The 23,917-nt window shown below is 63.4% G+C and carries 21 protein-coding genes; 8 read left to right on the forward strand and 13 right to left on the reverse strand.

The window, feature by feature from the left end; all coding sequences use genetic code 11:
- Positions 1-91 precede the first annotated feature (91 nt).
- The 4 genes from ACK4TE_RS06760 to ACK4TE_RS06775 all read right to left on the reverse strand — a co-directional run bounded on the left by ACK4TE_RS06760 (position 92) and on the right by ACK4TE_RS06775 (position 4,171).
- On the reverse strand, positions 92-1,300 hold the full coding sequence (locus ACK4TE_RS06760) for an acetyl-CoA C-acyltransferase (protein WP_409910731.1): 1,209 nt from the start codon (positions 1,298-1,300) through the stop codon (positions 92-94).
- A 162-nt stretch (positions 1,301-1,462) separates the two neighbouring features.
- Positions 1,463-3,055 carry a phosphoenolpyruvate carboxykinase gene (locus ACK4TE_RS06765; RefSeq protein WP_409910732.1) on the reverse strand — a complete coding sequence of 531 codons (1,593 nt, stop codon included), beginning with the start codon at positions 3,053-3,055 and terminating at the stop codon, positions 1,463-1,465.
- 287 nt (positions 3,056-3,342) lie between these two features.
- Entirely contained in the window at positions 3,343-3,759 is a 417-nt protein-coding gene (locus tag ACK4TE_RS06770; RefSeq protein WP_409910733.1) for an NUDIX hydrolase, read from the reverse strand.
- A gap of 112 nt (positions 3,760-3,871) precedes the next feature.
- Positions 3,872-4,171 (reverse strand): CC_3452 family protein, encoded by a 300-nt coding sequence (locus tag ACK4TE_RS06775; protein WP_409910734.1) that lies wholly within the window; start codon positions 4,169-4,171, stop codon positions 3,872-3,874.
- Between the two features lie 243 nt (positions 4,172-4,414).
- On the opposite strand from ACK4TE_RS06775, the gene ACK4TE_RS06780 reads away from it, so the two are divergent.
- Positions 4,415-5,755, forward strand: coding sequence for an acyl-CoA dehydrogenase family protein (locus tag ACK4TE_RS06780; protein WP_409910735.1), 1,341 nt, complete (start codon positions 4,415-4,417; stop codon positions 5,753-5,755).
- Here ACK4TE_RS06780 and ACK4TE_RS06785 read toward each other — a convergent pair whose 3' ends face one another.
- Both ACK4TE_RS06785 and ACK4TE_RS06790 read right to left on the reverse strand, forming a co-directional pair.
- Positions 5,756-6,664, reverse strand: a complete 909-nt coding sequence (locus tag ACK4TE_RS06785) for an HNH endonuclease (protein ID WP_409910736.1) — start codon at positions 6,662-6,664, stop codon at positions 5,756-5,758.
- Between the two features lie 68 nt (positions 6,665-6,732).
- Positions 6,733-8,097, reverse strand: coding sequence for a tryptophanase (locus ACK4TE_RS06790; RefSeq protein WP_409910737.1), 1,365 nt, complete (start codon positions 8,095-8,097; stop codon positions 6,733-6,735).
- Between the two features lie 243 nt (positions 8,098-8,340).
- Here ACK4TE_RS06790 and ACK4TE_RS06795 point away from each other — a divergent pair, with 243 nt between their 5' ends.
- Positions 8,341-9,966, forward strand: a complete 1,626-nt coding sequence (locus ACK4TE_RS06795) for a DUF4332 domain-containing protein (protein WP_409910738.1) — start codon at positions 8,341-8,343, stop codon at positions 9,964-9,966.
- A gap of 2 nt (positions 9,967-9,968) precedes the next feature.
- On the opposite strand, the gene ACK4TE_RS06800 is transcribed toward ACK4TE_RS06795, so the two are convergent.
- A complete protein-coding gene (locus tag ACK4TE_RS06800; protein WP_409910739.1) occupies positions 9,969-10,946 on the reverse strand; it encodes a Gfo/Idh/MocA family protein in 978 nt (325 codons plus the stop codon).
- A 207-nt stretch (positions 10,947-11,153) separates the two neighbouring features.
- On the opposite strand from ACK4TE_RS06800, the gene ACK4TE_RS06805 reads away from it, so the two are divergent.
- The 3 genes from ACK4TE_RS06805 to ACK4TE_RS06815 all read left to right on the forward strand — a co-directional run bounded on the left by ACK4TE_RS06805 (position 11,154) and on the right by ACK4TE_RS06815 (position 12,713).
- Entirely contained in the window at positions 11,154-11,579 is a 426-nt protein-coding gene (locus tag ACK4TE_RS06805; protein WP_409910740.1) for a hypothetical protein, read from the forward strand.
- Positions 11,580-11,727: 148 nt separating this feature from the next.
- On the forward strand, positions 11,728-12,009 hold the full coding sequence (locus tag ACK4TE_RS06810; RefSeq protein ID WP_409910741.1) for a hypothetical protein: 282 nt from the start codon (positions 11,728-11,730) through the stop codon (positions 12,007-12,009).
- 32 nt (positions 12,010-12,041) lie between these two features.
- Entirely contained in the window at positions 12,042-12,713 is a 672-nt protein-coding gene (locus ACK4TE_RS06815) for an SDR family oxidoreductase (RefSeq protein ID WP_409910742.1), read from the forward strand.
- Positions 12,714-12,716: 3 nt separating this feature from the next.
- On the opposite strand, the gene ACK4TE_RS06820 is transcribed toward ACK4TE_RS06815, so the two are convergent.
- From ACK4TE_RS06820 to ACK4TE_RS06835, 4 genes are all read right to left on the reverse strand, one after another.
- Positions 12,717-15,950, reverse strand: a complete 3,234-nt coding sequence (locus ACK4TE_RS06820) for an efflux RND transporter permease subunit (RefSeq protein WP_409910743.1) — start codon at positions 15,948-15,950, stop codon at positions 12,717-12,719.
- On the reverse strand, positions 15,947-17,023 hold the full coding sequence (locus ACK4TE_RS06825) for an efflux RND transporter periplasmic adaptor subunit (RefSeq protein WP_409910744.1): 1,077 nt from the start codon (positions 17,021-17,023) through the stop codon (positions 15,947-15,949). The genes ACK4TE_RS06820 and ACK4TE_RS06825 overlap by 4 nt, the downstream gene beginning before the upstream one ends.
- Positions 17,024-17,196: 173 nt before the next feature.
- Entirely contained in the window at positions 17,197-18,687 is a 1,491-nt protein-coding gene (locus tag ACK4TE_RS06830; protein ID WP_409910745.1) for an amidase, read from the reverse strand.
- 65 nt (positions 18,688-18,752) lie between these two features.
- Positions 18,753-19,367, reverse strand: a complete 615-nt coding sequence (locus ACK4TE_RS06835; RefSeq protein ID WP_409910746.1) for a superoxide dismutase family protein — start codon at positions 19,365-19,367, stop codon at positions 18,753-18,755.
- A 48-nt stretch (positions 19,368-19,415) separates the two neighbouring features.
- Between ACK4TE_RS06835 and ACK4TE_RS06840 the strand changes: the two genes are divergently transcribed.
- Positions 19,416-20,165 carry a TlyA family RNA methyltransferase gene (locus ACK4TE_RS06840; RefSeq protein ID WP_409910747.1) on the forward strand — a complete coding sequence of 250 codons (750 nt, stop codon included), beginning with the start codon at positions 19,416-19,418 and terminating at the stop codon, positions 20,163-20,165.
- 2 nt (positions 20,166-20,167) lie between these two features.
- Here the strand turns inward: ACK4TE_RS06840 and ACK4TE_RS06845 are convergent, their stop codons facing one another.
- Entirely contained in the window at positions 20,168-20,902 is a 735-nt protein-coding gene (locus ACK4TE_RS06845; RefSeq protein WP_409910748.1) for a glycine zipper domain-containing protein, read from the reverse strand.
- Between the two features lie 121 nt (positions 20,903-21,023).
- Between ACK4TE_RS06845 and ACK4TE_RS06850 the strand changes: the two genes are divergently transcribed.
- Positions 21,024-22,127, forward strand: a complete 1,104-nt coding sequence (locus ACK4TE_RS06850) for a class I SAM-dependent methyltransferase (protein WP_409910749.1) — start codon at positions 21,024-21,026, stop codon at positions 22,125-22,127.
- Between the two features lie 135 nt (positions 22,128-22,262).
- Complete coding sequence (locus ACK4TE_RS06855) at positions 22,263-22,763, forward strand: outer membrane beta-barrel protein (RefSeq protein ID WP_409910750.1); 501 nt, start codon at positions 22,263-22,265, stop codon at positions 22,761-22,763.
- 60 nt (positions 22,764-22,823) lie between these two features.
- Here ACK4TE_RS06855 and ACK4TE_RS06860 read toward each other — a convergent pair whose 3' ends face one another.
- Entirely contained in the window at positions 22,824-23,855 is a 1,032-nt protein-coding gene (locus ACK4TE_RS06860; protein ID WP_409910751.1) for a hypothetical protein, read from the reverse strand.
- Between the last annotated feature and the right edge of the window lie 62 nt (positions 23,856-23,917).

The following is a 23,917-nucleotide window of genomic DNA, read 5'->3' on the forward strand; positions in this document are numbered from 1 at the left end:
GCTCAACCGACCCGTAAGCAAAAGGGCGGCCTTGTGAGCCGCCCTTCGCATTTCTGGCAGTGATTTCCGGCGCGGTGCCGGAAAATCAGGCTCAGCTGTAGATTTCGAACAGGCCGGCAGCGCCCTGGCCACCGCCGATGCACATGGTGACGACGCCCCACTTGGCCTTGCGGCGCTGGCCTTCCATCAGGATGGAGCCGGTGCAGCGTGCGCCGGTCATGCCGAACGGGTGGCCGATGGAGATCGAGCCGCCATTGACGTTGTATTTCGCCGGGTCGATGCCGAGGCGGTCGCGCGAGTAGAGGCACTGCGAGGCGAAGGCTTCGTTGAGTTCCCAGAGGTCGATTTCATCGACCTTTAGGCCGTGACGCTCCAGCAGGCGCGGAACGGCGAAGACCGGGCCGATGCCCATTTCGTCCGGATCGCAACCGGCGACGTTGAAGCCGACGAAACGGCCGAGCGGTTTCAGGCCGCGCTTTGCGGCTTCCTTGGCTTCCATCACTACGACAGCTGCGGCGCCGTCCGACAGCTGCGAGGCATTGCCGGCGGTGACGTATTTGCCTTCCTTCACGACCATGCCGCCGGAGAAGACGGGCTTCAGGCCGGCGAGGTTCTCATAGGTCGTACCCGGACGGTTGCAGTCGTCGCGGTCAACGGTGACTTCCTGCACGGTTTCTTCGCCGGTTTCCTTGTTGACGAGTTTCATCTTCGTCTTTAGCGGCACGATTTCCTGGGCCATCAGACCCTTCTGCTGGAACTCGGCGGTGCGGCGCTGGCTCTCGGCGGAATACTCGTCCTGGTATTCGCGGCTGACCTTGTAGCGCTCGGCGACGATCTCGGCGGTTTCGATCATGCTCATCCAGATGGCCGGCCATTTCTGGAACAGGCCTTCCTCTATAATGCGGTGGCGGTTGGTCTTGCCGGAATGGGCGACCAGCGAAAGGCTTTCCACGCCGCCGCCGATGGCGACCGGGGCGCCTTCATGCACGACCGTGTGCGCGGCATTGGCGATGGCCTGCAGGCCCGAGGAGCAGAAACGGTTGATGGTGGCGCCTGCCGTCGAGGACGGGCAGCCGGCGGCGAGCGCGATGTTGCGCGCGACGTTCATGCCCGAAGCGCCTTCCGGCTGGGCGGAGCCGAAGAACACATCTTCGACCGCAGCGGCTTCGACGCCGGCACGCTCGAGGGCCGCCTTGGTGACGTGGCCGCCCATGACGATGGGGTGGGTGTCGTTCAGACCACCGCGATGGGTCTTGGTGAGACCGGTGCGGGCATAGGATACGATGACGGCTTCACGCATGGGCTTCCTCCGGGGATGGTTGGCGTTTGTTGCGGCGCACCCTATCGGGCACAGCGCGGCGGCGCCAGACTTCCCTTCACGTCAAGCCGGGCTCCGCGACGAAAAAACCCGCCCGGAAGAACCGGGCGGGTCTCTGGAGATCAGGCAGTTGCGACCTGAAGCCTAGACGGCGACCTTGGCTTTCGGCGCGGCGGCTTTCACAGCCTCGTCGACATAGGCCTCGAACTTCTTGAAGTTCGCGACGAACTCGTCGGCGAGTTTCGCGGCCTGCGCATCGTACGCTGCCGGGTCTGCCCAGGTCGATCGCGGGTCGAGGATTTTCGCATCGACGCCTGGCACGGACACCGGCACGAGGAAGCCGAACGTCTCGTCCTTGCGGAACTGGACATTGTTCAGCGAGCCGTCGAGTGCGGCGTTGAGCAGCGCGCGCGTGGCCTTGATCGGCATGCGGTTACCCTGGCCGTAGGGGCCGCCGGTCCAGCCGGTGGAGACCAGCCAGCAATCGACATTGTAGCGGGCGATCAGCTCGCGCAGCAAGTTACCGTACTCGGACGGATGGCGCGGCATGAACGGGCCGCCGAAGCAGGTGGAGAAGGTGGCCGAAGGCTCGGTCACCCCTTTCTCGGTGCCGGCGACGCGTGCGGTATAGCCGGAAAGGAAGTGATACATCGCCTGTGCCGGGGTCAGCTTGGCGATCGGCGGCATGATGCCATAGGCATCCGCCGTCAGCATGATCAGGTTCTTCGGCTGGCCACAGCGGCCGGTGAGCGACGCATTCGGAATCGCCTCGATCGGATAGGCGCCGCGCGAATTCTCCGCGAGCGCTGCGGAGTCGAGGTCGAGTTCGCGCGTGACCGGATCCATCACGACGTTCTCGAGCACCGTGCCCCATTGTTTCGTGGTCGCGTAGATTTCAGGTTCGGCCTCGGCCGACAGCTTGATCATCTTGGCGTAGCAGCCGCCTTCGAAATTGAAGAGGCCGTTTTCCGACCAGCCATGCTCGTCATCGCCAATCAGCGTGCGCGAGGCATCGGCCGAAAGCGTCGTCTTGCCGGTGCCCGACAGGCCGAAGAAGATCGCGGCATCGTCCTTGGCCGAGGTGTTGACCGAGCAGTGCATCGGCATCACGCCCTGGTTGGGCAGGAGGTAGTTGAGGATCGTGAAGACGGATTTCTTCGTCTCGCCGGCATAGGACGTGCCGCCGATGAGGACGAGGCGTTTCGCGAAATTCACGGCGATCACGGTTTCGCTGCGGCAGCCATGCTTCGCCGGGTCGGCGCGGAAGCTCGGGCAGTTGATGATCGTGAATTCTGTCTTGAAGCCCGCCAGTTCGTCCGTTGTCGGAAGACGCAGGAGGTGGCGGATGAACAGCGAGTGCCACGCATATTCGGTCACGACGGTCACCGGAAGGTGGTAGTCGAGATCGGCGCCGCCGAACAGGTCCTGCGAGAACATGTCCTGCTTCGCGATGTGGGCTTTAAAGTCCGTCCACAGAGCTTCGAAATGCTCCGGCGACATCGCTGCGTTATTGTCCCACCAGACGGTGTTCTCGGTCAGCGCGTCGCGCACCGTGAACTTGTCCTTGGCGGAACGGCCCGTGTGCTGGCCGGTTTCGACGACGAGCGCGCCGCCTTTGGCCACGCGGGATTCGCCCGAAGCGACCGATGTTTCGTAGAGGCGTGCTTCGTTCCAGTTCTTCCGAACAGATTTCGGCTGCACGCCCAGCTCTGCCAGGATTGCTACAGTGTCGCTCATTATTACCCTCGTATCGCAGCGATCATTCGGCCGCCCCCGGCCTCATCACCTAGCGCCCATTAGCGCGCTGCAAGACGGATTTGCAACAAGCATGCCCACGCGATTCCGGCTGCTTTGCCGCATTTCGGCGCGGTATTTTTTCGCCGCAGGAAATGTACTTCGTTGTCAATTTGCGTGAGCGCTAACATGGTTCGGGCCTGGAGGTGCCTGTGCACGAGTGTGCAATTTCGGGGCAGGGTCTGTTCGCACGGAATCGGTGAGACCTGATGCTCCGTGACAGGATGAATTCATGCAGCTGGCGCAGATTGCCTGGATCGGATCCAGCTCCGGGCGGCCTCCGTCAGCGGGGCGGGCAGGTCGTCCAGCGGGAACCATCCCCAGCCGCCATGCTTCTCGGGCTCGAGGATCGCCGGCGTGCCGGACAGGATGCGGGCATTGTAAACGGGCGCCACCCAGTGCCGGCCATCACCGGCGTCGATGGTTTCGGCGATGCAGGCTAGGCCGAGGATCTCGATCTCGATGCCGAGCTCTTCGGCAATCTCGCGCCGCGCCGTTTCTGCCGCTGCTTCGCCGAAATCGATCTTGCCGCCCGGCAGTCCCCAGGCACCGGCTTCCGGCTGGCGCAGGCGCTGGATGAGGAGGAGCCGTCCATCATTATCGCAGATCGCGGCACCGCATCCGGCTTCGGGCTTTTGGTCGACCATCTGATCACTCCCGCTTGCCGGGGTGATGTTCCAAGCGCGGGATTCGCGCAACAAAAAAGGCCGCCGCGGTGCACCCGCGACGGCCCGAGGAGAGGCTTGGAGAGATCGAGCCTTATTTCTTGGCGGCGGCGTTGCACTCGGCCAGCTGCTCAGCAGTGAGCTCCGACTTCGTGTTGCGCAGAGCGGTCAGCTCGCCGACCTGTTTCGCGATCTTCTTGCAGATGCGGACGGTGGGGGCTTTGCGGTCGAGTTCGGCCGAGCACTTGGTGCCTTCGCAGGACCAGACGACGCTTTCGGCGACGATGCGCTTGGACGAAACCGGGTTCACGGTCTCGAAGGTGTAGGAGTTGCTGGCGAAAGCCGGGGCGGCGATGGCCGCAAATGCTGCGGCGGCGACGATGGAACGGAGCATGGGAGGGTGCCTTGTCGTTCGGGGTTGAAACTGCATTCGGTTATCAGGCTGGCTGCCTGTGCCTATGAGTAAGGAACGCTGAATAATTCGTCAAGCGTTCAGAGCGTCGAATTCAGAATTATTGGAGAACGGTTCGTTCCGATTGCCGCATACCGGCGCTCCGGCTTGCCCCGGCGGCACAAATTGTCCGCTCGCCTGACGGGCGTATGGTGGCCTCAGGCCCATGAGGCAAGGGAGGTATACATGGATTTCAACATTCCGAAGGACATCGCCGACTATCTCGTCGTGCTCGACAAGTTCATCGAGGACGAGATCAAGCCGCTGCAGGCGCAGGACGATAACGAGCGCTTCTTCGACCATCGCCGCGAATGGGCGCGGACCGATTTCGACAATGGCGGCCTGCCGCGCCCGGAATGGGAAGAGCTGCTGCGCGAAGCCAAGCGCCGCGCCGACAAGGCCGGCCACCTGCGTTACGCCCTGCCAAAGGAATTCGGCGGACAGGATGGCACCAATCTCGGCATGGCGATCATCCGCGAGCATTTCGCCAAGCAGGGCCTTGGCCTGCACAACGACCTGCAGAACGAACATTCCATTGTCGGAAACTTCCCGCAGATCCTGATGCTGCGCGACTTTGCGCGGCCGGACCAGAAACACCTTGCCGTCGAAGCGCTGGAAGGAAAGTTCCGCGCCTGCTTCGGCCTCACCGAGCCGCATCACGGCTCGGATGCCACGCACATGGAAACCCGCGCCGTGCGCCACAAGAAAGACGGCAAGGATGGCTGGCTGATCAATGGCGAGAAGATGTGGATCACCGGCATGCATGTCGCCAGCCACATCATGCTGTTCTGCCGCACTAGCGGCAATGATGGCGATGCGCGCGGCATCACCTGCCTGCTCGTTCCGGCGCGCGACCCCGGCGTGATCATCGAAGAGTATATGTGGACCTTCAACATGCCGACGGACCACCCGCGCCTCACCATCAAGGATGTCTGGGTGCCGGAGGATGCGGTCTTCGGCCCGCCCGAAGGCGGCCTCGCGCTCGCCCAGCATTTCGTGCACGAAAACCGCATCCGCCAGGCAGCATCTTCCTGCGGGGCGGCGATCTATTGCATCAATGAAAGCGTGAAATACGCGCTGGAGCGCAAGCCGTTTGGTAAGGCGCTCGCCACCAATCAGGCGATCCAGTTCCCGCTGGTGGAGCTGGCGACTCAGGCCGAGATGCTCCGCCTGCTGATCTTCAAGACGGCCTGGGAAATGGACCAGATGTCGAAGCCGGAAGTGGCGATCCGCCTCTCCGACAAGGTCTCGATGTGCAACTATTATGCAAACCGGCTTGTCTGCGAGGCCGCCGACCGCGCGATGCAGGTGCATGGCGGCATCGGCTATTCGCGCCACAAGCCGTTCGAGCATATCTACCGCCACCACCGCCGCTACCGCATCACGGAAGGCTCTGAAGAGATCCAGATCCGCAAAGTCGCCGGCCACCTCTTCGGTTTCATGGGCCCGGCCAAACACGGCCAGCGCACCGGCGAAACGGATTCCAAAGGCAAAAGCACCGAGCCGACGGATTTCGCGGTTCGGTGATCAGTGCTTGAAGCAGTTTTCACGATGCCACCCGAGAAAACTCGGGTGGGGTCGCATATGTGGATCGATAGGGGATTCCGCCTTCCGGCTTTTGTTCGCGAGTGCCCAAATTTGATCTGGATTGTTGACCTGCCGCGAAACTAGAAGATCAAGATCGTCGGAAAGAGAAATCAGACCACGATCAAACATCCAGTGCACGGTTCCGGACAGCGCGATGCCATTCCGAATGCTGTCTGGGCCGCCTTGGGCGACAGGCTTGATATGTGCGGCTTCCACCTCAGCTCTGCCGCCCCCATTGATGAGTTGCAGTCCTGTTATTGCGCATTTGCGGTCATACGCATCGACAACAGTTTTTCGAAATATCCGATCTCGGACGGTTCGGTTCAAGGTTTGCTCCACCCGAAGTCTCTCAAATTCGACCTCAAACTCTGCTGCGGGCTCCCGCACCCCAATTAAGGGGCGTCTATCAGAAACTTCTCCGATGCGAGGCAACGTTACATCGTCTGTGTCGAACGCCCTCGCCAATATTCGAAAGAAGTCGCGATCTGGTATTTCGCGGACAGCGCTTCTGATTAAGCCGCTGGGTTTGTTGCTTCCTGTTTCCAGCCTGCTTTCCAAGAAGCCGGTGTCGCTTGAGTACGGTACGAAGCGCTCAAACGGAAAGAATGATCCTGGTTCAATAATCGCAATGAACATGTCTTCAATGGAAGGGTCTGGAATAATTTGTTGGACCTTTGCCACCGAGTTGTAACCTAGTCGCCCGCCTCCGCCGCGCGGCTCGTAGTAAATGATCCAATCGCCGATCAATTTATCAACACGTGATTTGTATATCTTGGGGAACTGGTAGCGAGCCTCTGGCAAATCATCATAGATCGAGTCCGGACGATGAGCGAATATGCCTTTTGCCATGGATTGTTACGCCCCGAAGTGTCTGTAGTGAAACACTGAATCAATGTTTCAAATCGAGCAACCTGATTCTATAGCCTCTCAAACACCACCGTGAAGTGCCGCATCATCGGCGGTTCCTTCACGATACGCAGGCCCCGCAGCCTGTCCTTACCTGCGGCAACTTCCTCGAGCACTTCGACCACATAATCGGCATGGCTCTGGGTGTAGACGCGGCGCGGCATGGCGAGGCGGACGAGGTCCATGGCGGCGGGGGCTTCGGTGCCGTCGGGCCGCCTCCCGAACATCACGGTGCCGATCTCGCAGGCGCGGATGCCACCGGATTCATACATCGCGCAGGCGAGCGCCTGGCCAGGATATTCCAGCGGCGGAATATGCGGCAGGAAGGCGCGCGCATCGATGAACACGGCATGCCCGCCTGCAGGCTTCACCACAGGCACGCCCATCGCATCCAGCCGCTCGGCGATGTAGGAGTTCGTCCGCACACGGTATCGCAGGTAATCCTCATCGATGATTTCCCTCAGCCCCTGGGCAATCGCATCAAGGTCGCGCCCCGCAAGGCCCCCATAGGTCGGGAAGCCTTCGGTCTGGATCAGCAGGGTGCGGGCGCGCTCGGCCAACGCATCATCATTCAGCGCCAGCCAGCCGCCGATATTGGCGAAGGCATCCTTCTTGGCGCTCATCGTCATGCCGTCGGAGACCGCGAAACAATCGCGCACAATATCCTTGATCGGACGATCCTTCTGTCCCTCCTCGCGCAGCTTGATGAACCAGGCATTCTCCGCAAAGCGGCAGCCATCAATATAGAAGGGCTTCCCGTGCGCCTTTGCCAGCGCCGCTGCGCCCCGGATATTCTCGAGGCTGACAGGTTGTCCGCCCCCGGCATTGTTGGTGATGGTCATCATCACCGCCGGGATGCGCGCGCCTTCCGCCTTCAACACCGCCTCCAGCGCGCCAAGGTCCATATTGCCCTTGAACGGATGATCGAGCGAAGGCACGCGCCCCTCGGCAATCGGCAGGTCCAGCGCCTCGGCGCCCATCGCCTCGATATTGCCGCGCGTCGTGTCGAAATGCGTGTTGGAGGGGATCAGGTCTCCCTTCTTTGCAATCAGAGAGAACAGGAGGTGTTCGGCCGCGCGGCCCTGATGGGCGGGAATGATATGGGCAAAATCCATCAGCTCCTTCACCGCGGCCTCGAACCGGTAAAAGCTCGGCGCGCCGGCATAGCTCTCGTCGCCGGTCATCACCGCCCCCCATTGCGCGCTGCTCATCGCCGAGGTGCCGGAGTCCGTCAGCAGGTCGATGATCACATCGTCCGAGTGCAGCTTGAACAGGTTGTAGCCGGCGGCTTTCAGCAGGCCCTCGCGCTCGGCGCGGGTGGTCATGCGGATGGGTTCTACCGATTTGATACGAAACGGTTCGATGATGGTCTTCATGGTTCACTCCCGGGCTGATGTCCCTGAGGGTGAAGCGGTTTTGCCGCCCCGCGCACAGGAACTCCTGCGCTGCGGTTGCCTCTCCGGTGTGCCGGAAGACGGCCGCGCTCAGCGCCTGTTGCGATGCCGGGGCAATACCACACGCCGGCGCCCAATGCCAAGCCGGGCAGGCGGGGTTAACAGCGCGTTCACCATCTTCGGGGAGTTTCCGGGTGACTGACTCGAAACTTCAGGAATTTCGCCATGACGCTGCTCGAACGCGTGATCCGCAATCACCGCTGCCGCTCGACGCACCATTACATCGCCTTCGATGCCCTCTCGCTGATCGGCGGGGAGCAGGGCGAGGCCTGGAAATCGCTGTTCCTGGTGCACCATGAACACCTGCTGGAAGGCGCCAAGGCGCCGGACGCAAAGTTCAAGGATTTCAAGAACCACGTCCTGCATGTCGGCGAAGGCGAATGGGGCGGCGCGCGCGCTGCGGCCACCGAATGGTATGCCCGCGCGGTCGATCTTCTGCGCCGCAAGCGCTGGAGCGAAGCGGCCTATGCCCTCGGCGTGCTCAGCCATTATTACGCCGACCCGATCCAGCCCTTCCACACCGGCCAGACCGAGGCCGAAGGTATCATCCACCGCGCCGTGGAATGGAGCATCGCGAAATCCCGCCCGGAAATCGACGCGCGCATCGAGGCGAACGGCTACCCTGAAATCGAAATCCCGGACGGCCTCGGCTTCGTCTCGGAAATGGTGCGCGAGGGCGCGCTGCTCAGCAACGCGCACTATTTCACCTTCATCGATCACTACGACCTCGATGCCGGCGTCGCCGATCCCCCCTCGGGTCTCGACGAGACGATGCTCGCCGCGATCACTGACCTTATCGCCTACGCCACTGCCGGCTTCGCCGCCATCCTTACGCGCGCGGCGGAGGAGGCAGCCGTCTCGCCGCCGAAGGTGAACCTGACGCTGCAGGGCTATATCGAAACGCTCGACATCCCGCTGCGCTGGATCACGGCGAAGCTCGAGAATGCCGCTGACAAGCGCACGGTGGAGCGGATGTATGCCGAGTTCCAGAAGACCGGGAAGGTCATCAAGACCCTGCCGGACGATGACAAGGCCATCCGCGCGATGCACGCAAAGGAAGTGCGGCGCATCCCGCTTAAACAGCTTGACGCCGAAGAGCCCGCGCCCATCGGCAGGCTGAACGAAAACCGCCCGCCGGAAGAACCCGAACTGGAACTGACCGAAGCCGAAGCCGTCGCCATGCCGGACGATCTGCCGCCTACGGAGCTTGCCGAGATTGCCCGCCGCGACTCGACAGCCGTGCCCGCGCGCGGCCTGTTCGGCACACGCAAACGCAACACGGCGCCGGAGCCCGAAGCAGAAATCGAAGCCGAAGCTGAGCCGGCCGAAGCTGAGGCCGCAGAAGAAGCAGACTCCGCCGCGCCGCGCCGCCTCGCCGCATTCGAACTCGACAGCCCGGTCGTCGATGCGCCGTCCATTGGCCGCAAGACGGCGAAACAACTCGCCCGCGCCGGCATCACAACAATCGGTGACCTGCTCGATTGCGATCCGGACATGGTCGAGCTCGAGCTCAATGTCCGCCACATCACGTCCGAAGCGATCCGCACCTGGCAGGACCAGACGCAGCTGATGCTCGAAGTGCCCGGCCTGCGCGTTCACGACGCCCAACTGCTCGTCGGCGCCGGCATCACCAGCCGCGACGATCTCGCGAATGCCTCGGCGCGAACCGTGTTCGAACTCGCGACCGAATTCCTCACCACACCGCAAGGCGAGCGCGTGCTGCGCGACGATCAGGTGCTGCACGAGGACGAGGTCGAGGAATGGATCGAAATGGCGCAGGACGCCGCCTGACCTCAAGCCGGACGGTTCACACCCGCCGCCGCATACACCGCATCGATCAGCGCCATGTTGGCCACCGCATCTGCCCCGCCCGTCAAAGGCGGGGCATTTGTTTTCATCACATCAATCATGTGCGCCAGCTGGTGGTCATAGGTCGTCTGCCCCTCCACGCTGTAACGCCGGATCGACAGGCCGCGCCGGATCGTGATCGAACTCCCCAGCGACGGATGCAGAGGATTGCGCGCCACCAGAACGCCCTCTGTGCCTTGCAGCGCGAGCAGCGCCTTGAAGCGCTGCCCCGGCATCATCGAGGTGCGCACCTTAGCGGGCACGCCGCCGGGGAATTCCAGGTTCGCCTCTGTCACCAGATCGGCGCCATGCTCGCTGAGGCGCGCGGACGCGGACTTCACCTCCGGCTCTGATCCCGCCACGGTGCGCGCCCAGTGCAGCGCGTAGCATCCGAGATCCATCAGCGCGCCCCCGCCGAGCGCCGGATCATGCCGCAGCTCTCCCGGCCGGTATTTGATCGCCACGGAAAATTCCGCGCGGACCGCGCACAGCTTGCCGATGGCGCCCTCGTTGACCTGCCGCAGGATTTCTTCGAACATCGGATGGAAGCGGTAATGGAAAGCCTCCACCAGCGGACGCCCGGAGCGCGCCGCCGCTTCGGTCATCGCCCGCGCCTCGCGTGCATTCATCGCGAACGGCTTCTCGCACAGCACGGCCTTGCCCGCTTCCAGCGCCGCGATGGTCAGGTCCATATGCCGGTGCGGGGGCAGGGCATTGTAGATGAGGTCAATGTCGCGCCGTGCGATCAGGGCTTCATAGCTTGCTTCCCATTCGGGAATGCCATGTTCGCCCGCATAAGCCCGCGCTTTCTCGCCGTCGCGCGCAGCGACACACACGACAGAGCAATCCGCGCGCTTCGATGCGGGCACGATCACTGCTTTCGGCGCGATCTTCGCCGCCCCCAGAATGCCGATCCGGATCATGTCGAACTCCTCATCTGGGTGTCATCTTCGCCAACATTACAGCAAGCGTAAACAAAAACGCGGCTTCTGTTTACTGACACCTAACGCGCTTTAATCGGTTTCTTCATCCGGCGTGAAAAAAAGTTCACGCGGGTAACTTTCCGGAAACCACGCGCGGCGAAGAGTGACCTCGTCGCGAGGCCATTGACCTCAGGAGTGCAGTTGCCAATGATGATTGATCTGATCGTGCACATCGCTAGCAGCAATGGACTCGCGACACCTGTTGCAGAGCGTGCACTGGGCATTGTCCTCAACGGCGCAGAGCGCCAGGGCAGCCCGCTCGCTGATATCGTGTTCAAAAAGGTTCCCGGCGCGCGCACGCTTGCCGCGCGGACCGGTGCAGAGATCGGCGCCCCCACGGGCGACATCGCGCGCCTGATCGAGCAGACCCCCGGTGGACGCCGGTATGTCAACGTCTCCATGATTTCCGCACTCCAGGATGCCGGCCTTGATCACAAGGCCATCGGTACGCTCCTGCCGTCCATCGGCAGCTGGATGCAATCCGTACACGGCATGAATGACATAGGCCATCTGGGCGACCTGATGAGCCTCGCGGGATCGCCGGCCCGCGGGAAAGAGGTGCGCGCCGCTTAACGCGCTGGTCCCGCGACGCGATCCGGTACTGCTATACAGACCCATCTGGTCTTCGTGCCGTTTCAGAAGTACCGGGCCGTCCGCAAGGGCGGCCCTTTTCTTTTCTGGCCTATCCCGCTACAGCGCGTCTGCGTCCGTGGAGACTGATATGAGCGACACCCTGGTCACGAAGCCCGACGAAGCCATTGCCCTGCGCCTGATGCAGGCGATCCGCGCCGATGCCGAGCGGGCCTGCGCCCCGGACGCGGTCGATCTCGTCTCCGTCACGTTTGACGTTTCCGCAACCGCAGCCGACCCGGGGAGCCTGCGCTACACGCCCCGTATCGACCGCAAGACGCGCACCATCCTGTTCACGGGTGGCACCGCCACAGCCGGCGAAAAGACCGTGATGACCGCGACGGCAGTTTACCGGATCACGCCGCACGCCTAGGATCCGCCGGCATTCCGCTGCGGAGACCCCCGATGCCAACCACCCTCATCACCGGCGCCAATCGCGGCATCGGCCTTGCGCTCGTACGAGAGTTCAAAAAGCAAGGGCATGATGTCATCGCGACGGCGCGAAACCTGTTTGAAGCCGGCGACCTCGTCGAAACGGGCGCGGAGTGCTACCGCCTGGACGTGTCCGATCCCGCCTCCATCGGCCAGTTCGTCATGGAGCTTGCCGGCCGGCCCATCGACTATTTCATCAACAATGCCGGCCTTGGAGACCGCGCCCCGATCGGGACGCTCGACTATGACCGGTTCGAGCTGATGCTGCGCGTGAACACGATTGCGCCGATCTGCCTGCTCGACGGCCTGACGCCGAACCTGATTGCCGGGAAAGAAAAGGTCGCCGCCGCTCTCTCCAGCCAGCTCGGGTCGATCCAGAACACGACCATGGGTTTCGGCCTTGCCTACCGGGTGTCGAAAGCCGGCCTCAACATGGGCCTGCGGACGGCGGCGCACACACTTGCCGAACACGGCATCACGCTGCTCGCCCTTCATCCCGGCTGGGTAAAAACCGACATGGGCGGCGAGAATGCACCGGTCGAGCCCGCCGACAGTGCGGCCGGGCTTTTCAAGGTCATCACCGGATCGGGCCCTTCGAAAGAGCTCCGCTTCTTCGACTTCGAAGGCAAGACGCTGCCCTGGTAGGGCCTACTCGGCGGCAGGTGGCAGTGTCCGGTGCGCCGGCAGTGTATCATTCGCGGCGTAGGACGGATCTGCCTCAAGGGCACCGTCCCGCTTCTGGCGGACCTTCTGCCAGAGCCGCGACGACACGCGCTGGAACCGGTCCGGCACCAGCAGCCAGGTCGGCGTTACCAGCAGGATGATGATCGTCGAAAAGGCGAGGCCGAACACCACGGCCGTTGCCAGCTGCACCCACCATTCGGAGCTTGCGCCACCGAAATTGATCGCGCCTTCGCGGAAATTCACGTTCATCTGGATGATCATCGGCAACAGGCCGCACACGGTCGTGAACGTAGTCAGCAGGATCGGACGGATGCGCTGCGCTGCCGTGGCAATCGCCGCATCCTCTGACGAGCGCCCGTCTTCCTTCAGGCGGTTGAACGTGTCGATCAGGATGATGTTGTTGTTCACAACAACACCCGCCAGCGCGACGATCCCCGTACCGAGCATCAGGATACTGACATATGGCAGGATCAGGTTCACGCCGACGAGCACGCCGGCTGTCGAGATGATCACGGCCGACAGTGTCAGCGCTACCTGCCAGAAATTGTTGAACTGCCACAGCAGGATCACACCCATCATGAACAGCGCCGCCAGCGCCGCCCCGGCGAAGAAGGCGCCGGCTTCGGCCGTGTCTTCATCGGCGCCCTCGAAGCGCACTTCGAGACTTGTGGGCAGGCTCTGCTCTGCCAGGAAGGTCTTCAGCTCGGCAACAATCGCCGCGCCTGTGCCCTGTTCCTTCGCGTTTGCGCGCACGTCGATCACGCGCCGGCCATCGCGGCGTTCGATCTGGCTGATGCGCGGCGCCGGGTCGCGCGTCACGAACAGTGAAAGCGGCACGTTACCTTGCGGCGTCGCAATCCGCAGCGTATCGATGGCCGATGCCGAACGGTCGCCTTCCGGGAAGCGCACGCGTATATCGACTTCCTCATTCGCATCATCCGGGCGGAACCGGCCGACAAGCACACCATTAGTGACAAGCTGCACTGCCGCGCCGATCTGCGCTACGTCGACACCGAACTTGCCGGCTTCGGCGCGGTCCACCGTCAGCTGATACTCCACGCCAGGCAGGGGCCGCGAGTCGTCAATCTCGATCACGTCATTTCGGGCTTCCAGCCAGTCGCGCAGCAGCGTCGCCGCGCGGTCAAGCTCCGCCGAGTTGTTGCTCAACAACGCAACCTGGATGTCCTTGCCACCGGGCGGGCCCTGTTCACGCGGGCTGATCTGGAAGCGTAGCGCCGGCACCGCTGACAGGCGCGCGCGTACCTCCTCCAGCGTCTTGCGCGCATCATACGGGCCGTCAGCGGTTGTATTGATGTCCAGAAGAATCTGGCCGATCGTGTCTTGTGGGCTGCTGCCGCCGCCCTCAAACCTCGAGCTGGATGACCCGCTGCCTGTGCGTGTCGAAATCGCAGACAGTCCGTACACGTCCGAAATAGCGTCTTCGGCGACCCTGACAAGCTGCGCCTTTTCCACTTCCGACAGTGCGCCTTGTGCCTGCACGTACACGAAAGCCTGCTCCGGCTCGACATCCAGGAAGAATTCGGTCTTGTGCTGCTCGGACCCGAACCAGATGAAGATCGAGATCACCGCCGCGAACACAGCTGCGGTCGTGATCAGCGGGCGTTTCACGGTTTCGGAAACCACCTTCACATAGGCGCCGATCCAGCCCTTCGCCTTGCGCGGATCGCCGCCCGCGGCCAGCGCCGCAAGGTTTTCGTCCGTGCCGCCTGCTCGGCCGCCGATGACCGTGCCCAGCACTGGCAGGAAGATCAGCGCGACAATCAGCGAAGACGTCAGAACGAAAATCAGCGTAAGTGGCAGGTAAGCCATGAACTTGCCCGGCATCGAGTTCCAGAACAGGAATGGCACGAACGCCGCCAGCGTCGTCAGCGTCGAGGACACCACCGGCCAGAACATCCGCTTGGCAGACATCGCATAGGCTTCCTTCCGGCTTAGGCCCTCGGCCATCTTCCGGTCGGCATATTCAGTCACAACGATGCCGCCATCGACAAGGATGCCGACCGCGATGACCATGCCGAACATGACCATCATGTTGATCGTGTATCCGAAAGCACCCAGGAACAGGAACGCGATCACGAAGGAAGACGGGATCGCAATACCGACCAGCGTTGCCGATCGGATGCCGAGCGCGGCGACGACCACGATCATCACCAGGACGATCGCCGTCATGATCGAGCTTTGCAGCGTGCCGAGCTGAGAGCCGATCAGTTCCGACATGTCGGACGTGATCTCGGCGCGCACAGTCGCCGGCCATTTCCTGCTCTCATCATCCACGATGGCGCGCACATTGTTTGCCGTGTCGAGAATGTTCGCGCCTGTGCGCTTCACCACTTCGACCAGCAGTGCCTTCTCGCCGTTGAAGGTCGCAAACCCGGTAGGGTCCTTGAACGTGCGGCGCACGTCCGCAACATCTGCCAGCGTCACGACGGAGTTTTCCGTGCGCTTCACCGGCAGGTTCAGCGCGTCCTCGCCGGTGCGGATGATGCCCGGCACTTTCACCGAAAAGCTGCCCTGTCCGGTATCGATCTGACCCGCAGGCACCAGCTGGTTGTTGGAGGAAACGACCGCGTAGATTTCCTGGTAGGAGATATTATAGGTCTCGAGCTTCACCGGATCGATGACAATCTCGAGCAGGTCCTCGCGCTTTCCCTGTACGCGCGCCTCAAGAATGCCGGGGTCTGCTTCCAGCCTTTCCCGCAGGTCTTCCGCGATCCGCGCCATGCCGCGCTCCGGGGCGTCACCATAAATGTTGACCACCAGCACCGGAAACTGCGCCGCATTGAATTCGGTCACGATCGGTTCGCGCGCATCCTGCGGAAAGTAGCGCTTGGCCATGTCGACCTTGTCTTTGACGTCGAGCACGGCCTGGTCGACATCGACGTCAATCTCGAACTCAAGCACCAGCTGCGCCGCGCCTTCCGCACCAAACGAGCGGAATGTCTTCAGGCCTTCCAGCGACTGGATTTCCTGCTCCACCGGCCGTACGAGCAGGCGCTCGGCATCTTCCGGCGTCACACCGGCCAGAGGCACGGTGATCGCCACATACGGGATCGGAATATCCGGGTCCGCTTCCTTGGGCAGTTTGACGTAAGTATAGGCACCCGCCAGAACCGAGCAGATCAGGATGGCAATCACCATCCTCGCCCGGCCGATGGCACCATCAATCAGCGCGTTCATGGCCGGGCTCCGCCCTGCATCACCGGCTTCACCTTCACGCCGTCGGCAAGAAAGTCCTGACCGATCGCCACCAGCGTCACTGTCTCCGGCAACCCTGTCACCCAGGCGCCCTCCGGCGCCTCGTCAACCACGCGCACCGGCGCAAACCGCACCGTGTTGTCCGCCAGCACATGGCGCACACCCAGTTCGCCCGTGTCCGACAGCGTCAGCAGTGAGCGCGCGATCAGCGTTGCCGGCAGTTGCCCGGCCGGAACCGTCAGCGTCGCCGTCACACCGGCCGCCACCACCGCATCGCCCGTCTTGATCTCAGCTTCAACCGGGAAGGTCCGCGTCGGCCCGCTCGCCGTGCGCGCAATATAGCGCAGCTTTGCCGGGAAGGTCCTGCCATCCGCCAGCAGCACCGTCGCGGGCATGCCGCTCTGCAAAAGGCCTGCCTGCGCATCCGTCACTTCCGCCGTCACGATCACCGGGTCCATGTCCACCAGCAGGCCGCAGGCTGAGCCCGGCCCGAGATAGTCACCGGCTTCCGCCAGGCGGCGCTCGAACACACCATCGAACGGCGCCCGGATCTGAGTACGGCCAAGCTCGACCTTGGCGGAGTTCACGGCAGCTTCCGCCGCATCCAGCTGCGCTTTCGCCGAGGCTTCCCGGTTTGCCGGAGCAAGGCCCTTAGCTGCGAGAGCCACCGCGGCTTCAAAATCCACCCGCGCTGCATCACGTGCCGCTTCGGCTTCCAGCACCCGGGCGCTGCGGGCTTCCACGTCCAGCGCGCAGAGCAGGGCGCCCCGCTTCACGAACGTCCCTTCGCGCACCGGTGTCGACACCACCGTGCCCGATGTGCCGGATTTCACCGTCACCGACTTGTCGGGCGCCGTACGCCCCTTGGCAGTGATCTTAAGTTCGTGGACCTGCGACGTGGCTTTTACCACGATGACGTCCGCCACAGGCGTTTCTGCTGATACTTCCGGCTGGACCACTTCCGAGCTGATGCTCCCGCGCATCAGGCTGCGTGCCCCGAAATACAATACGATAACTGCCAGGATGGCAGCTGCGATCTTGATGGAGCGGTTCACGGGCGGCTTCTTTCCTGGGAGGAGGCGGACGTAACATAGGTGCGAATGACGCGAGAGTCATCTTTCGCGCCGGCAATAATTAACGCGCGAGCCCTTTAAATCCGGCGAACAAGCCCGGAATCTTGGTTAATGCCGCCCCCGTATTCGCTTTACAGGCGAACCGTTTCCCTGCGTCAGATCGCCGTAACCACGGGTTTCCGGTTCGCCCAGGGCCGGGCTGCCTCCAGTTCAAGCGCCAGCTCGAACAGCAGCCCGTCATCGCCTTTGCGGGCCGAAAACATCGCGCCGATGGGCAGGCCCGACGGCGACCAGGCCAGCGGCACGCTCATCGAGGCCGCCCCGGCCGCGTTCATCGGCGCGGTGTAGGCAACGAAGGTCAGCACGCTGTCCATTACCGTGTCGAAGTCCCGGTCCGGCGCCTGCTCGCCCACCGGAATGGCCGGGCTGCCGGTTACCGGCGTCAGGATCACGTCCAGCGAGTCGAAGAAGGCCGCGTACTGCGCCTCGAACGCCTGCAGGTGTGCAATCGCATCCGGAATCTCGCCCATCCGCGCCATCGCCAGCCCCGCAAGGCCCAGCGTCCAGGGCTCGACGATCTCCGGCCCAACAGGCTTGCCGGAAAACACCGCCACTTCCTGCGCAAACATTGCCGCACCGGACGCCCAGTAAAGAATGAAGCTGTCCATGAACTTCTGTCCGTCCATCGGCAGCGTGTAATCCACCACCGTATGACCCAACTCCCGGCAGAGCTGCGCCACATCCTCAATGGCCGCGCGCGTATCGGCATGCAGCGGCGTGCCGCCAATCGGCTCGGGCGCAAACCCGATGCGCAGCCGGCGCGTCAGCGGCTGGACATCGCCCAGCAGCGGGTAAGTGCCATCATTCGCTTCTGCCGCGCGGAACAGTGCAATCGAATCCCGCACGCTGATCGTCACTGCATGGTTCACCGAAATCTGGATCGGCGGCGCAGCTGCGCCCGGCTCGCTGTAAGGCAGGCGGTCACGCGACGGTTTCAGCCCGAACAAACCACAGGTCGAGGCCGGAATCCGGATCGACCCGCCGCCATCGCTCGCATGCGCAAACGGCACCACCCGCGCCGCCACCAGCGCTGCCGCGCCGCCCGAAGAACCACCCGGTATCCGCGACACATCCCACGAATTGCGCGTCGGCCCGTTCGAAAGAGGCTCGGTCGAAGAAATCAGCCCCGCTTCCGGCGTTGCGGACTTGCCCAGCGACACGATCCCCGCCCGGCGCCATTTCGACGCGAACACATTGTCGCCGGTCGCCACATGGCCTTCCAGGCCCCGGCTGCCTGCCAAGGTCGGCGCGCCGCGCCAGTCGATCAGGTCCTTGATGAAACTCGGCACGCCCGCAAACGCCCCGGTCAGCAGGCCCGACGCGTCCGAGCGCGCAGACTCATAGGTCTCCGTCACAATGCCGTTGATCTGCGGCTCCACTGCCTGCGCGCGCGCAATCGCCGCTTCCACCTGTTCACGCGCCGTGGTCTCGCCGGCCGCAATGGCCGCCGCCATCGCCGTCCCGTCCATGAGCTCCGGCGCGACCACCGCGGCCGGCTCATCCTTCGACGTTCGCGGCGCACAGGCGGCAAGCGCAAGCGTGGCAGTGCTTCCGGCCAGCATGGCGCGGCGTGACAGGCGGTTCATAGGCGTCCTCCCCGGATCATCTTTCCGGCGAGAGTGGCGCTGCGCCACGCCGCGCGCAAGTGCCGTCAGTCTCCGGTGCGCGTTACCACGCCGCACGCCACGCGCGGTCCGGCCCCGCCGATGGGTTGCGTGCGGTGATCATCTTCATTGGCGTGAACGATGATCGACAATCCATCCCCGCCCAGTGCCGGCGCCAGTTCCGTCAGCAGCGTGAACGCTTCATATCCCGCCGATCCGTCTGCCGCGGCCCACAGGTTTGGCAAGTCGCCCGGCTCCGGTCCTTTGTCAGGGTTCATCAGGCCGTGCGCGCCTTCTTCCTTGCCGTGATGGCCACCGGACAGCTGGAACGCGCCGACATCAGAGCAATCGCCGATCTCGTGCAGGTGTAGCCCGTGCCAGCCCGGCGTCAGTCCGCCCGCGCCGATCTCCATCCGGATTAGCACGCCGATTGGCCCCTGTTCAAACGTTGCCCAGCCGATCTCCACGCCTTCGCTCCCGATGATCGTCGCGGCTGCCTTGGCCGGCTCCTTCACATCTGATGAGGGACCGTCCACCGGCGCGTGCATCATGGCGGAGCTGTGGCCCTGCGGGCTGTGATGGGCATGATGATCATGGGGGCCCTGATGGGCGCATGCGCCGAGCACAAGGGCGCTGGCGGCGGCAAGAACGAGGCGGGTCATGTCAGGTCTCCTGTCGATTCCGGAACGAGTATAGGGCAGTCTCCCGCCATGTCAGACCCTGAACTGCCAGAAAAAGACCGCGCCGACCGCATGCTCGTCGCCCTCGGCCACTATGCCAGCCGCGCCGCCGCGCAGGCTGCCATTGCCGCTGGCCTCGTCACAGCGGACGGTAAAAAGATCGCGCGCCCGGCAGACCCGCTCTCCCGCAGCGCCGTCATCACCGCCGAAGCAGCGCACCCCTACGTCTCACGCGGCGGCCTGAAACTCGCCCACGCGCTCGATGCCTTCGGCGTCGATCCCGCCGGTTTGATTTGTCTCGATCTCGGCGCATCCACCGGCGGCTTCACCGATGTCCTCCTGTCCCGCGGCGCAGCCCGCGTCATCGCGGTCGATGTCGGCCACGGCCAGCTCCACCCGAAGATCGACGCCGATCCACGCGTCACTTCCCTCGAACGCACCAATGCCCGAGACCTCACGCCCGCACAGCTCGGCGCTGCGCCTCAGCTGATCGTCAGTGATCTGAGCTTCGTCTCGCTCGCCAAGGTCCTCAGCGTCCCCCTCGCGCTCGCTGCGCCGCAGGCCACACTGATCGCCCTGTTCAAACCGCAATTCGAAGTTGGCCCCGAAAATGTCGGCAAGGGCGGCATTGTCACGGACGACGCAGCCACAGAAAACGCGCTCAGCGCTTTCCTGTCATTCCTCGAAGGGGAAGGGTGGGTGTCCGGCGCGCCAGTTCCAAGTCCGATTGCTGGGGGTGATGGAAATCGGGAATGGCTGGTCCTGGCGCGCCGGAGGTAGTCCTAGTATCCGCCGTAGAGGTCGTCGGAATAGCCGTCCTGCACACGCCATTCGCGGGCATACTCATTCCAGCAGGCCGTCACCGGATCGGTCTGCACCTTGCCATCCGGCATCCGCGTCTCGCGGTGGATGACACGGCAATCCCGCCCTTGCTGCGGATAGGCAGGCTGGCTGCCATAATCCGGGTACTGAGGATAAGCCGGCCCCGGTGCCGGATAGCTCGAAGGATATTGCTGCACCGGCGGCGGGGCATAGCCGCCAGGTCCGCGCATAACTTCCGGCCCGCCATACAGCCCGTCCGTCGTGCGCGGGATCGAACCCTGCGGATAGGCGCTGTAGGATTGCGGCGCATAGGCGACCATGCAGTTCCCGCTGCTGCTCTTGCCAATCGAGTTGCCCGCTGCGCCGCCCACCACTGCGCCCAGCACCGCGCCGACGGCCACGTTGCCCGATTCGCTGCGGCCTTCGGTGTAATGGCCGACCGGGCGGCCCCAGCGGTTATATTTCGTATAGTGGCGGTCATTCTCGATATTGTTGCCGATGGCACCGCCGATCAGGGCGCCGGCGAGCGCGCCAACCACCGTGCCGGCGGTGCCATTGTCGGATTTCTGGCGCTCGCAGGCCGTGTTCTGCACAGGCCCGCCATAAGGGTAGGCGCCATACTGCGCCTGCGCTTCCATCGGCAGCGTCAGGGCCAGTAGGCCAAGGCTGCCCGCTGCAATCGTTGTCTTCAGCATCACCACATCTCCTTCGGCAGCACAGCAAGGTCCGCCATCATCAGGGCCAAGACTGCCCCCGCCAACCTGAACGGAGCCTGAAGGCTGGACCCGGGCCTCCGCCGGCCACATATTCCCCGCCATGGGACTGTTCGAAACCGCCGCCAGGACTGCAGCCCGGGCCCGTTACGCCGCCGGGCAGGGGCTGCGTTCGGCCTGGTATACGGCCCAGTTTCAGGCCGCCCGCAGCGCCGCCGGCGACCTTGCCCGCCCCGGCGAGCCGGAATTCCGCCCCGAGCACGGCCGCCCGGACCTGGCCGAACTCCGCCGTGCCTACTTCCGCCTGTTCCGGCAGGACCGTGCCAATGTCGAAGCCGGCCTCTACCCCGCGCCGGAGGACCTGCGCCTCGAAGCCCTGCCGCGCGCCCTCGGTTCCGCCCGCGCCTTCCTGCGCGACGCCGCAGAGGTCAACCGCCGCCGCATCACCCGCGCCGCAGATGAAGTGCAGGCCCTCGTCCCGGAGGGCACCAACCGCTACCCGGACTACTACCTCCAGAATTTCCACTACCAGTCCGGCGGCTGGTTCACTGAAGAAAGCGCGGAGCTTTACGACACCCAGGTCGAAGCCCTCTTCTCCGGCACCGCGGATGCCATGCGCCGCGCTGCACTCGCCGAAATCGCCCGCGAACTGAAAGGCCGCGACCAGCGCACGAAGCGCCTCCTCGATGTCGCCTGCGGCAATGGCCGCTTCCTCGAAACCGTGCTCGGCGTCTGGCCGAAACTGAACGTCACCGGCCTCGACCTGTCGCCCACCTATACCGACGCGGCCCGCAAGCGCCTCGCCGCGCGCCGCAACGCCGCCATCCTGCACGAAGCCGCCGAGGCGATGCCGCTCGCCACTGCCTCGCAGGACATCGCTGTCTCGATCTTCCTTTTCCATGAGCTTCCCGCCGACGTGCGCCCGCGCGTACTTGCGGAGATATTCCGTGTACTGATGCCCGGAGGCCTGTTCATTCTCGCCGACAGCGTGCAGTTCGGCGACTATCCCTCACTCGACGGCCTGCTCGAATATTTCCCGCACGGATTCCACGAACCCTATTACCGCGACTATCTCGCATGGAACGCGACCGAGGCCCTGGAATCACTCGGATTTGTTAAGGAAGGCGAAACCCTCGCTTTCCTCACAAAAGTCACAATCTGGCGCCGCCCGTGCCCTGTTGGCACAGGCTGTGAAATTCAAGATTAAATCGCTTTCATAATCTGTGGCCGGACGGTCACACCGCGCTCCCAATCCCCGAACATTACTGCATCGCAAGCTGGCGACGGCGATTCCAGTCGCTACCTCTGCGGCGCGCAGTTGCGCAGAGTACGGAGAAAAATAATGAAACTTGCACTCGCTTCCATCCTCGCCATCGCTGCTGTCGCTCCGGTCGCTGTTGCCCAGGGCAACCTCGAACTGAGCGGCGCCTATTCGCATGTCGACGGCGATGCCGGCGACCTCGGCGCGATCACCGCCCGCGGCACCTACTTCTTCAACCGCTATCTCGGCGCTGAAGCAGAAGCCTCGTTTGGCATCGACGACACGAATGTCGGCCCGGCCACCGTCGAGCTTGACAACTCCTTCGGGGGCTTCGGCGTCCTGCGGGCTCCGGTTGCTGACCGTCTCGAACTGTTCGGCCGTCTCGGCTATGCCACCACCTCGTTCAGCGCCAGCGCCCCGGGTCTCGGCAGCGCCTCGGCTGACGTGGACGGCCTCGCCTACGGTGTCGGCGGCAAGTTCTTCATCACCGACAGCTTCGGCATCCGTGCCGACGCGACGCGTTTTGAGGGCGACGACGCCGAAGCAGACGTGTTCTCGATCGGCGGCGTCTTCCGCTTCTGATCATCCGGATACGGATCGATAAGGAGAACCCCGGCACAGAACGTGCCGGGGTTTTCTGTTTCAGAACTTGGGGAAAGCCCCCGTCGCCGCCCAGGGCAGGCCGACCGCCAGCACGACAGAGACAACGAGGCCGAAGCCCGCCCGCGCCACATCCGTGGCCACATCAAACGCGGCTTCCCGGCGCGAACGCAGGCCGGACATGTAGGAAATGGCGATCTCGCGCCCCGCCAGCAGGCCGAGGAACACCCAGGTCGTCGACATCGGCACATCGCTGATATCCTTGAACACGAACAGGATCAGGCCATAGATGAAGTCGATCAGCGTCGCCGCGCGGATATCCTTCGTATTGGTCTTGGACAGGACGATCTTCTGGATCTCACCGCCGCGCGTCGCAAAGATCCAGGCATGCAGCACCAGCATCACCACCGTCGTGAACACCAGCAGCCAGGGATCGAAGAACACCTGCGTGCCTTCGCCGTTCTGGATTGTCTGGCGGGGCAGGAAGACGAAGATGTTCGCGAGATCCTGGATCAGCCATTGCGACCACAGGAACGCCGTCGAACACCATTGCAGGATCACCCAGAAGATCGGGACCGGACGGTCCAGTGTCGAATGAATCCACCGCTCCCAGCTGTTGGCAACGGCAAAGTAGACCAGCCCGCCGGCAAACAGCGCCACGATATAGCCGACGCCGGACTTGATCAGCATGTCGAACAGCACACCCTCGGTCGCCGCGCCGCCCGTCAGGGTAAAGATCGTCAGCACAAGGAAGGTCGTCGAGACCGGAATGCCGAACCGCGTCAGGACCAGCAGTACAGCCGGGGGCAGGGCATGCCACCATTCGATCCCGGTCTCCGGATAGGGAATCCGGTTCAGCCGCCCGAAGGCAATGTCGGAATTGAGCACGAAATAACCGTACAGCATCACCGCCACGATGATCGAGCAGGCATACAGCCAGAGGATCCACCAGGGCTGCCGGCTGTTTGAAGACAGGAACGTGCCCAGCGTCTGGATCGCGTCATTCGCAACAATCGAATAGGCCGCGATCAGGAAGCCGATCAGCGCAAACAATTCCAGCCCGCCCAGCATCATGGCCGGTTACTCCCCACGCAATGAACCCGTAGGCGTTGCCTAGCAGACGGCCCATTTGCAGG

The organism is Hyphomonas sp., from assembly GCF_046313975.1.
Classification (GTDB): domain Bacteria; phylum Pseudomonadota; class Alphaproteobacteria; order Caulobacterales; family Hyphomonadaceae; genus Hyphomonas.

What these genes read in the sequence shown, in the direction of transcription:
- ACK4TE_RS06760 (WP_409910731.1), bottom strand. Translation starts at nt 1,300, where the DNA reads ATGCGTGAAGCCGTCATCGTATCCTATGCCCGCACCGGTCTCACCAAG.
- ACK4TE_RS06765 (WP_409910732.1), bottom strand. Translation starts at nt 3,055, where the DNA reads ATGAGCGACACTGTAGCAATCCTGGCAGAGCTGGGCGTGCAGCCGAAA.
- ACK4TE_RS06770 (WP_409910733.1), bottom strand. Translation starts at nt 3,759, where the DNA reads ATGGTCGACCAAAAGCCCGAAGCCGGATGCGGTGCCGCGATCTGCGAT.
- ACK4TE_RS06775 (WP_409910734.1), bottom strand. Translation starts at nt 4,171, where the DNA reads ATGCTCCGTTCCATCGTCGCCGCCGCAGCATTTGCGGCCATCGCCGCC.
- ACK4TE_RS06780 (WP_409910735.1), top strand. Translation starts at nt 4,415, where the DNA reads ATGGATTTCAACATTCCGAAGGACATCGCCGACTATCTCGTCGTGCTC.
- ACK4TE_RS06785 (WP_409910736.1), bottom strand. Translation starts at nt 6,664, where the DNA reads ATGGCAAAAGGCATATTCGCTCATCGTCCGGACTCGATCTATGATGAT.
- ACK4TE_RS06790 (WP_409910737.1), bottom strand. Translation starts at nt 8,097, where the DNA reads ATGAAGACCATCATCGAACCGTTTCGTATCAAATCGGTAGAACCCATC.
- ACK4TE_RS06795 (WP_409910738.1), top strand. Translation starts at nt 8,341, where the DNA reads ATGACGCTGCTCGAACGCGTGATCCGCAATCACCGCTGCCGCTCGACG.
- ACK4TE_RS06800 (WP_409910739.1), bottom strand. Translation starts at nt 10,946, where the DNA reads ATGATCCGGATCGGCATTCTGGGGGCGGCGAAGATCGCGCCGAAAGCA.
- ACK4TE_RS06805 (WP_409910740.1), top strand. Translation starts at nt 11,154, where the DNA reads ATGATGATTGATCTGATCGTGCACATCGCTAGCAGCAATGGACTCGCG.
- ACK4TE_RS06810 (WP_409910741.1), top strand. Translation starts at nt 11,728, where the DNA reads ATGAGCGACACCCTGGTCACGAAGCCCGACGAAGCCATTGCCCTGCGC.
- ACK4TE_RS06815 (WP_409910742.1), top strand. Translation starts at nt 12,042, where the DNA reads ATGCCAACCACCCTCATCACCGGCGCCAATCGCGGCATCGGCCTTGCG.
- ACK4TE_RS06820 (WP_409910743.1), bottom strand. Translation starts at nt 15,950, where the DNA reads ATGAACGCGCTGATTGATGGTGCCATCGGCCGGGCGAGGATGGTGATT.
- ACK4TE_RS06830 (WP_409910745.1), bottom strand. Translation starts at nt 18,687, where the DNA reads ATGAACCGCCTGTCACGCCGCGCCATGCTGGCCGGAAGCACTGCCACG.
- ACK4TE_RS06835 (WP_409910746.1), bottom strand. Translation starts at nt 19,367, where the DNA reads ATGACCCGCCTCGTTCTTGCCGCCGCCAGCGCCCTTGTGCTCGGCGCA.
- ACK4TE_RS06840 (WP_409910747.1), top strand. Translation starts at nt 19,416, where the DNA reads ATGTCAGACCCTGAACTGCCAGAAAAAGACCGCGCCGACCGCATGCTC.
- ACK4TE_RS06845 (WP_409910748.1), bottom strand. Translation starts at nt 20,902, where the DNA reads ATGCTGAAGACAACGATTGCAGCGGGCAGCCTTGGCCTACTGGCCCTG.
- ACK4TE_RS06850 (WP_409910749.1), top strand. Translation starts at nt 21,024, where the DNA reads ATGGGACTGTTCGAAACCGCCGCCAGGACTGCAGCCCGGGCCCGTTAC.
- ACK4TE_RS06855 (WP_409910750.1), top strand. Translation starts at nt 22,263, where the DNA reads ATGAAACTTGCACTCGCTTCCATCCTCGCCATCGCTGCTGTCGCTCCG.
- ACK4TE_RS06860 (WP_409910751.1), bottom strand. Translation starts at nt 23,855, where the DNA reads ATGATGCTGGGCGGGCTGGAATTGTTTGCGCTGATCGGCTTCCTGATC.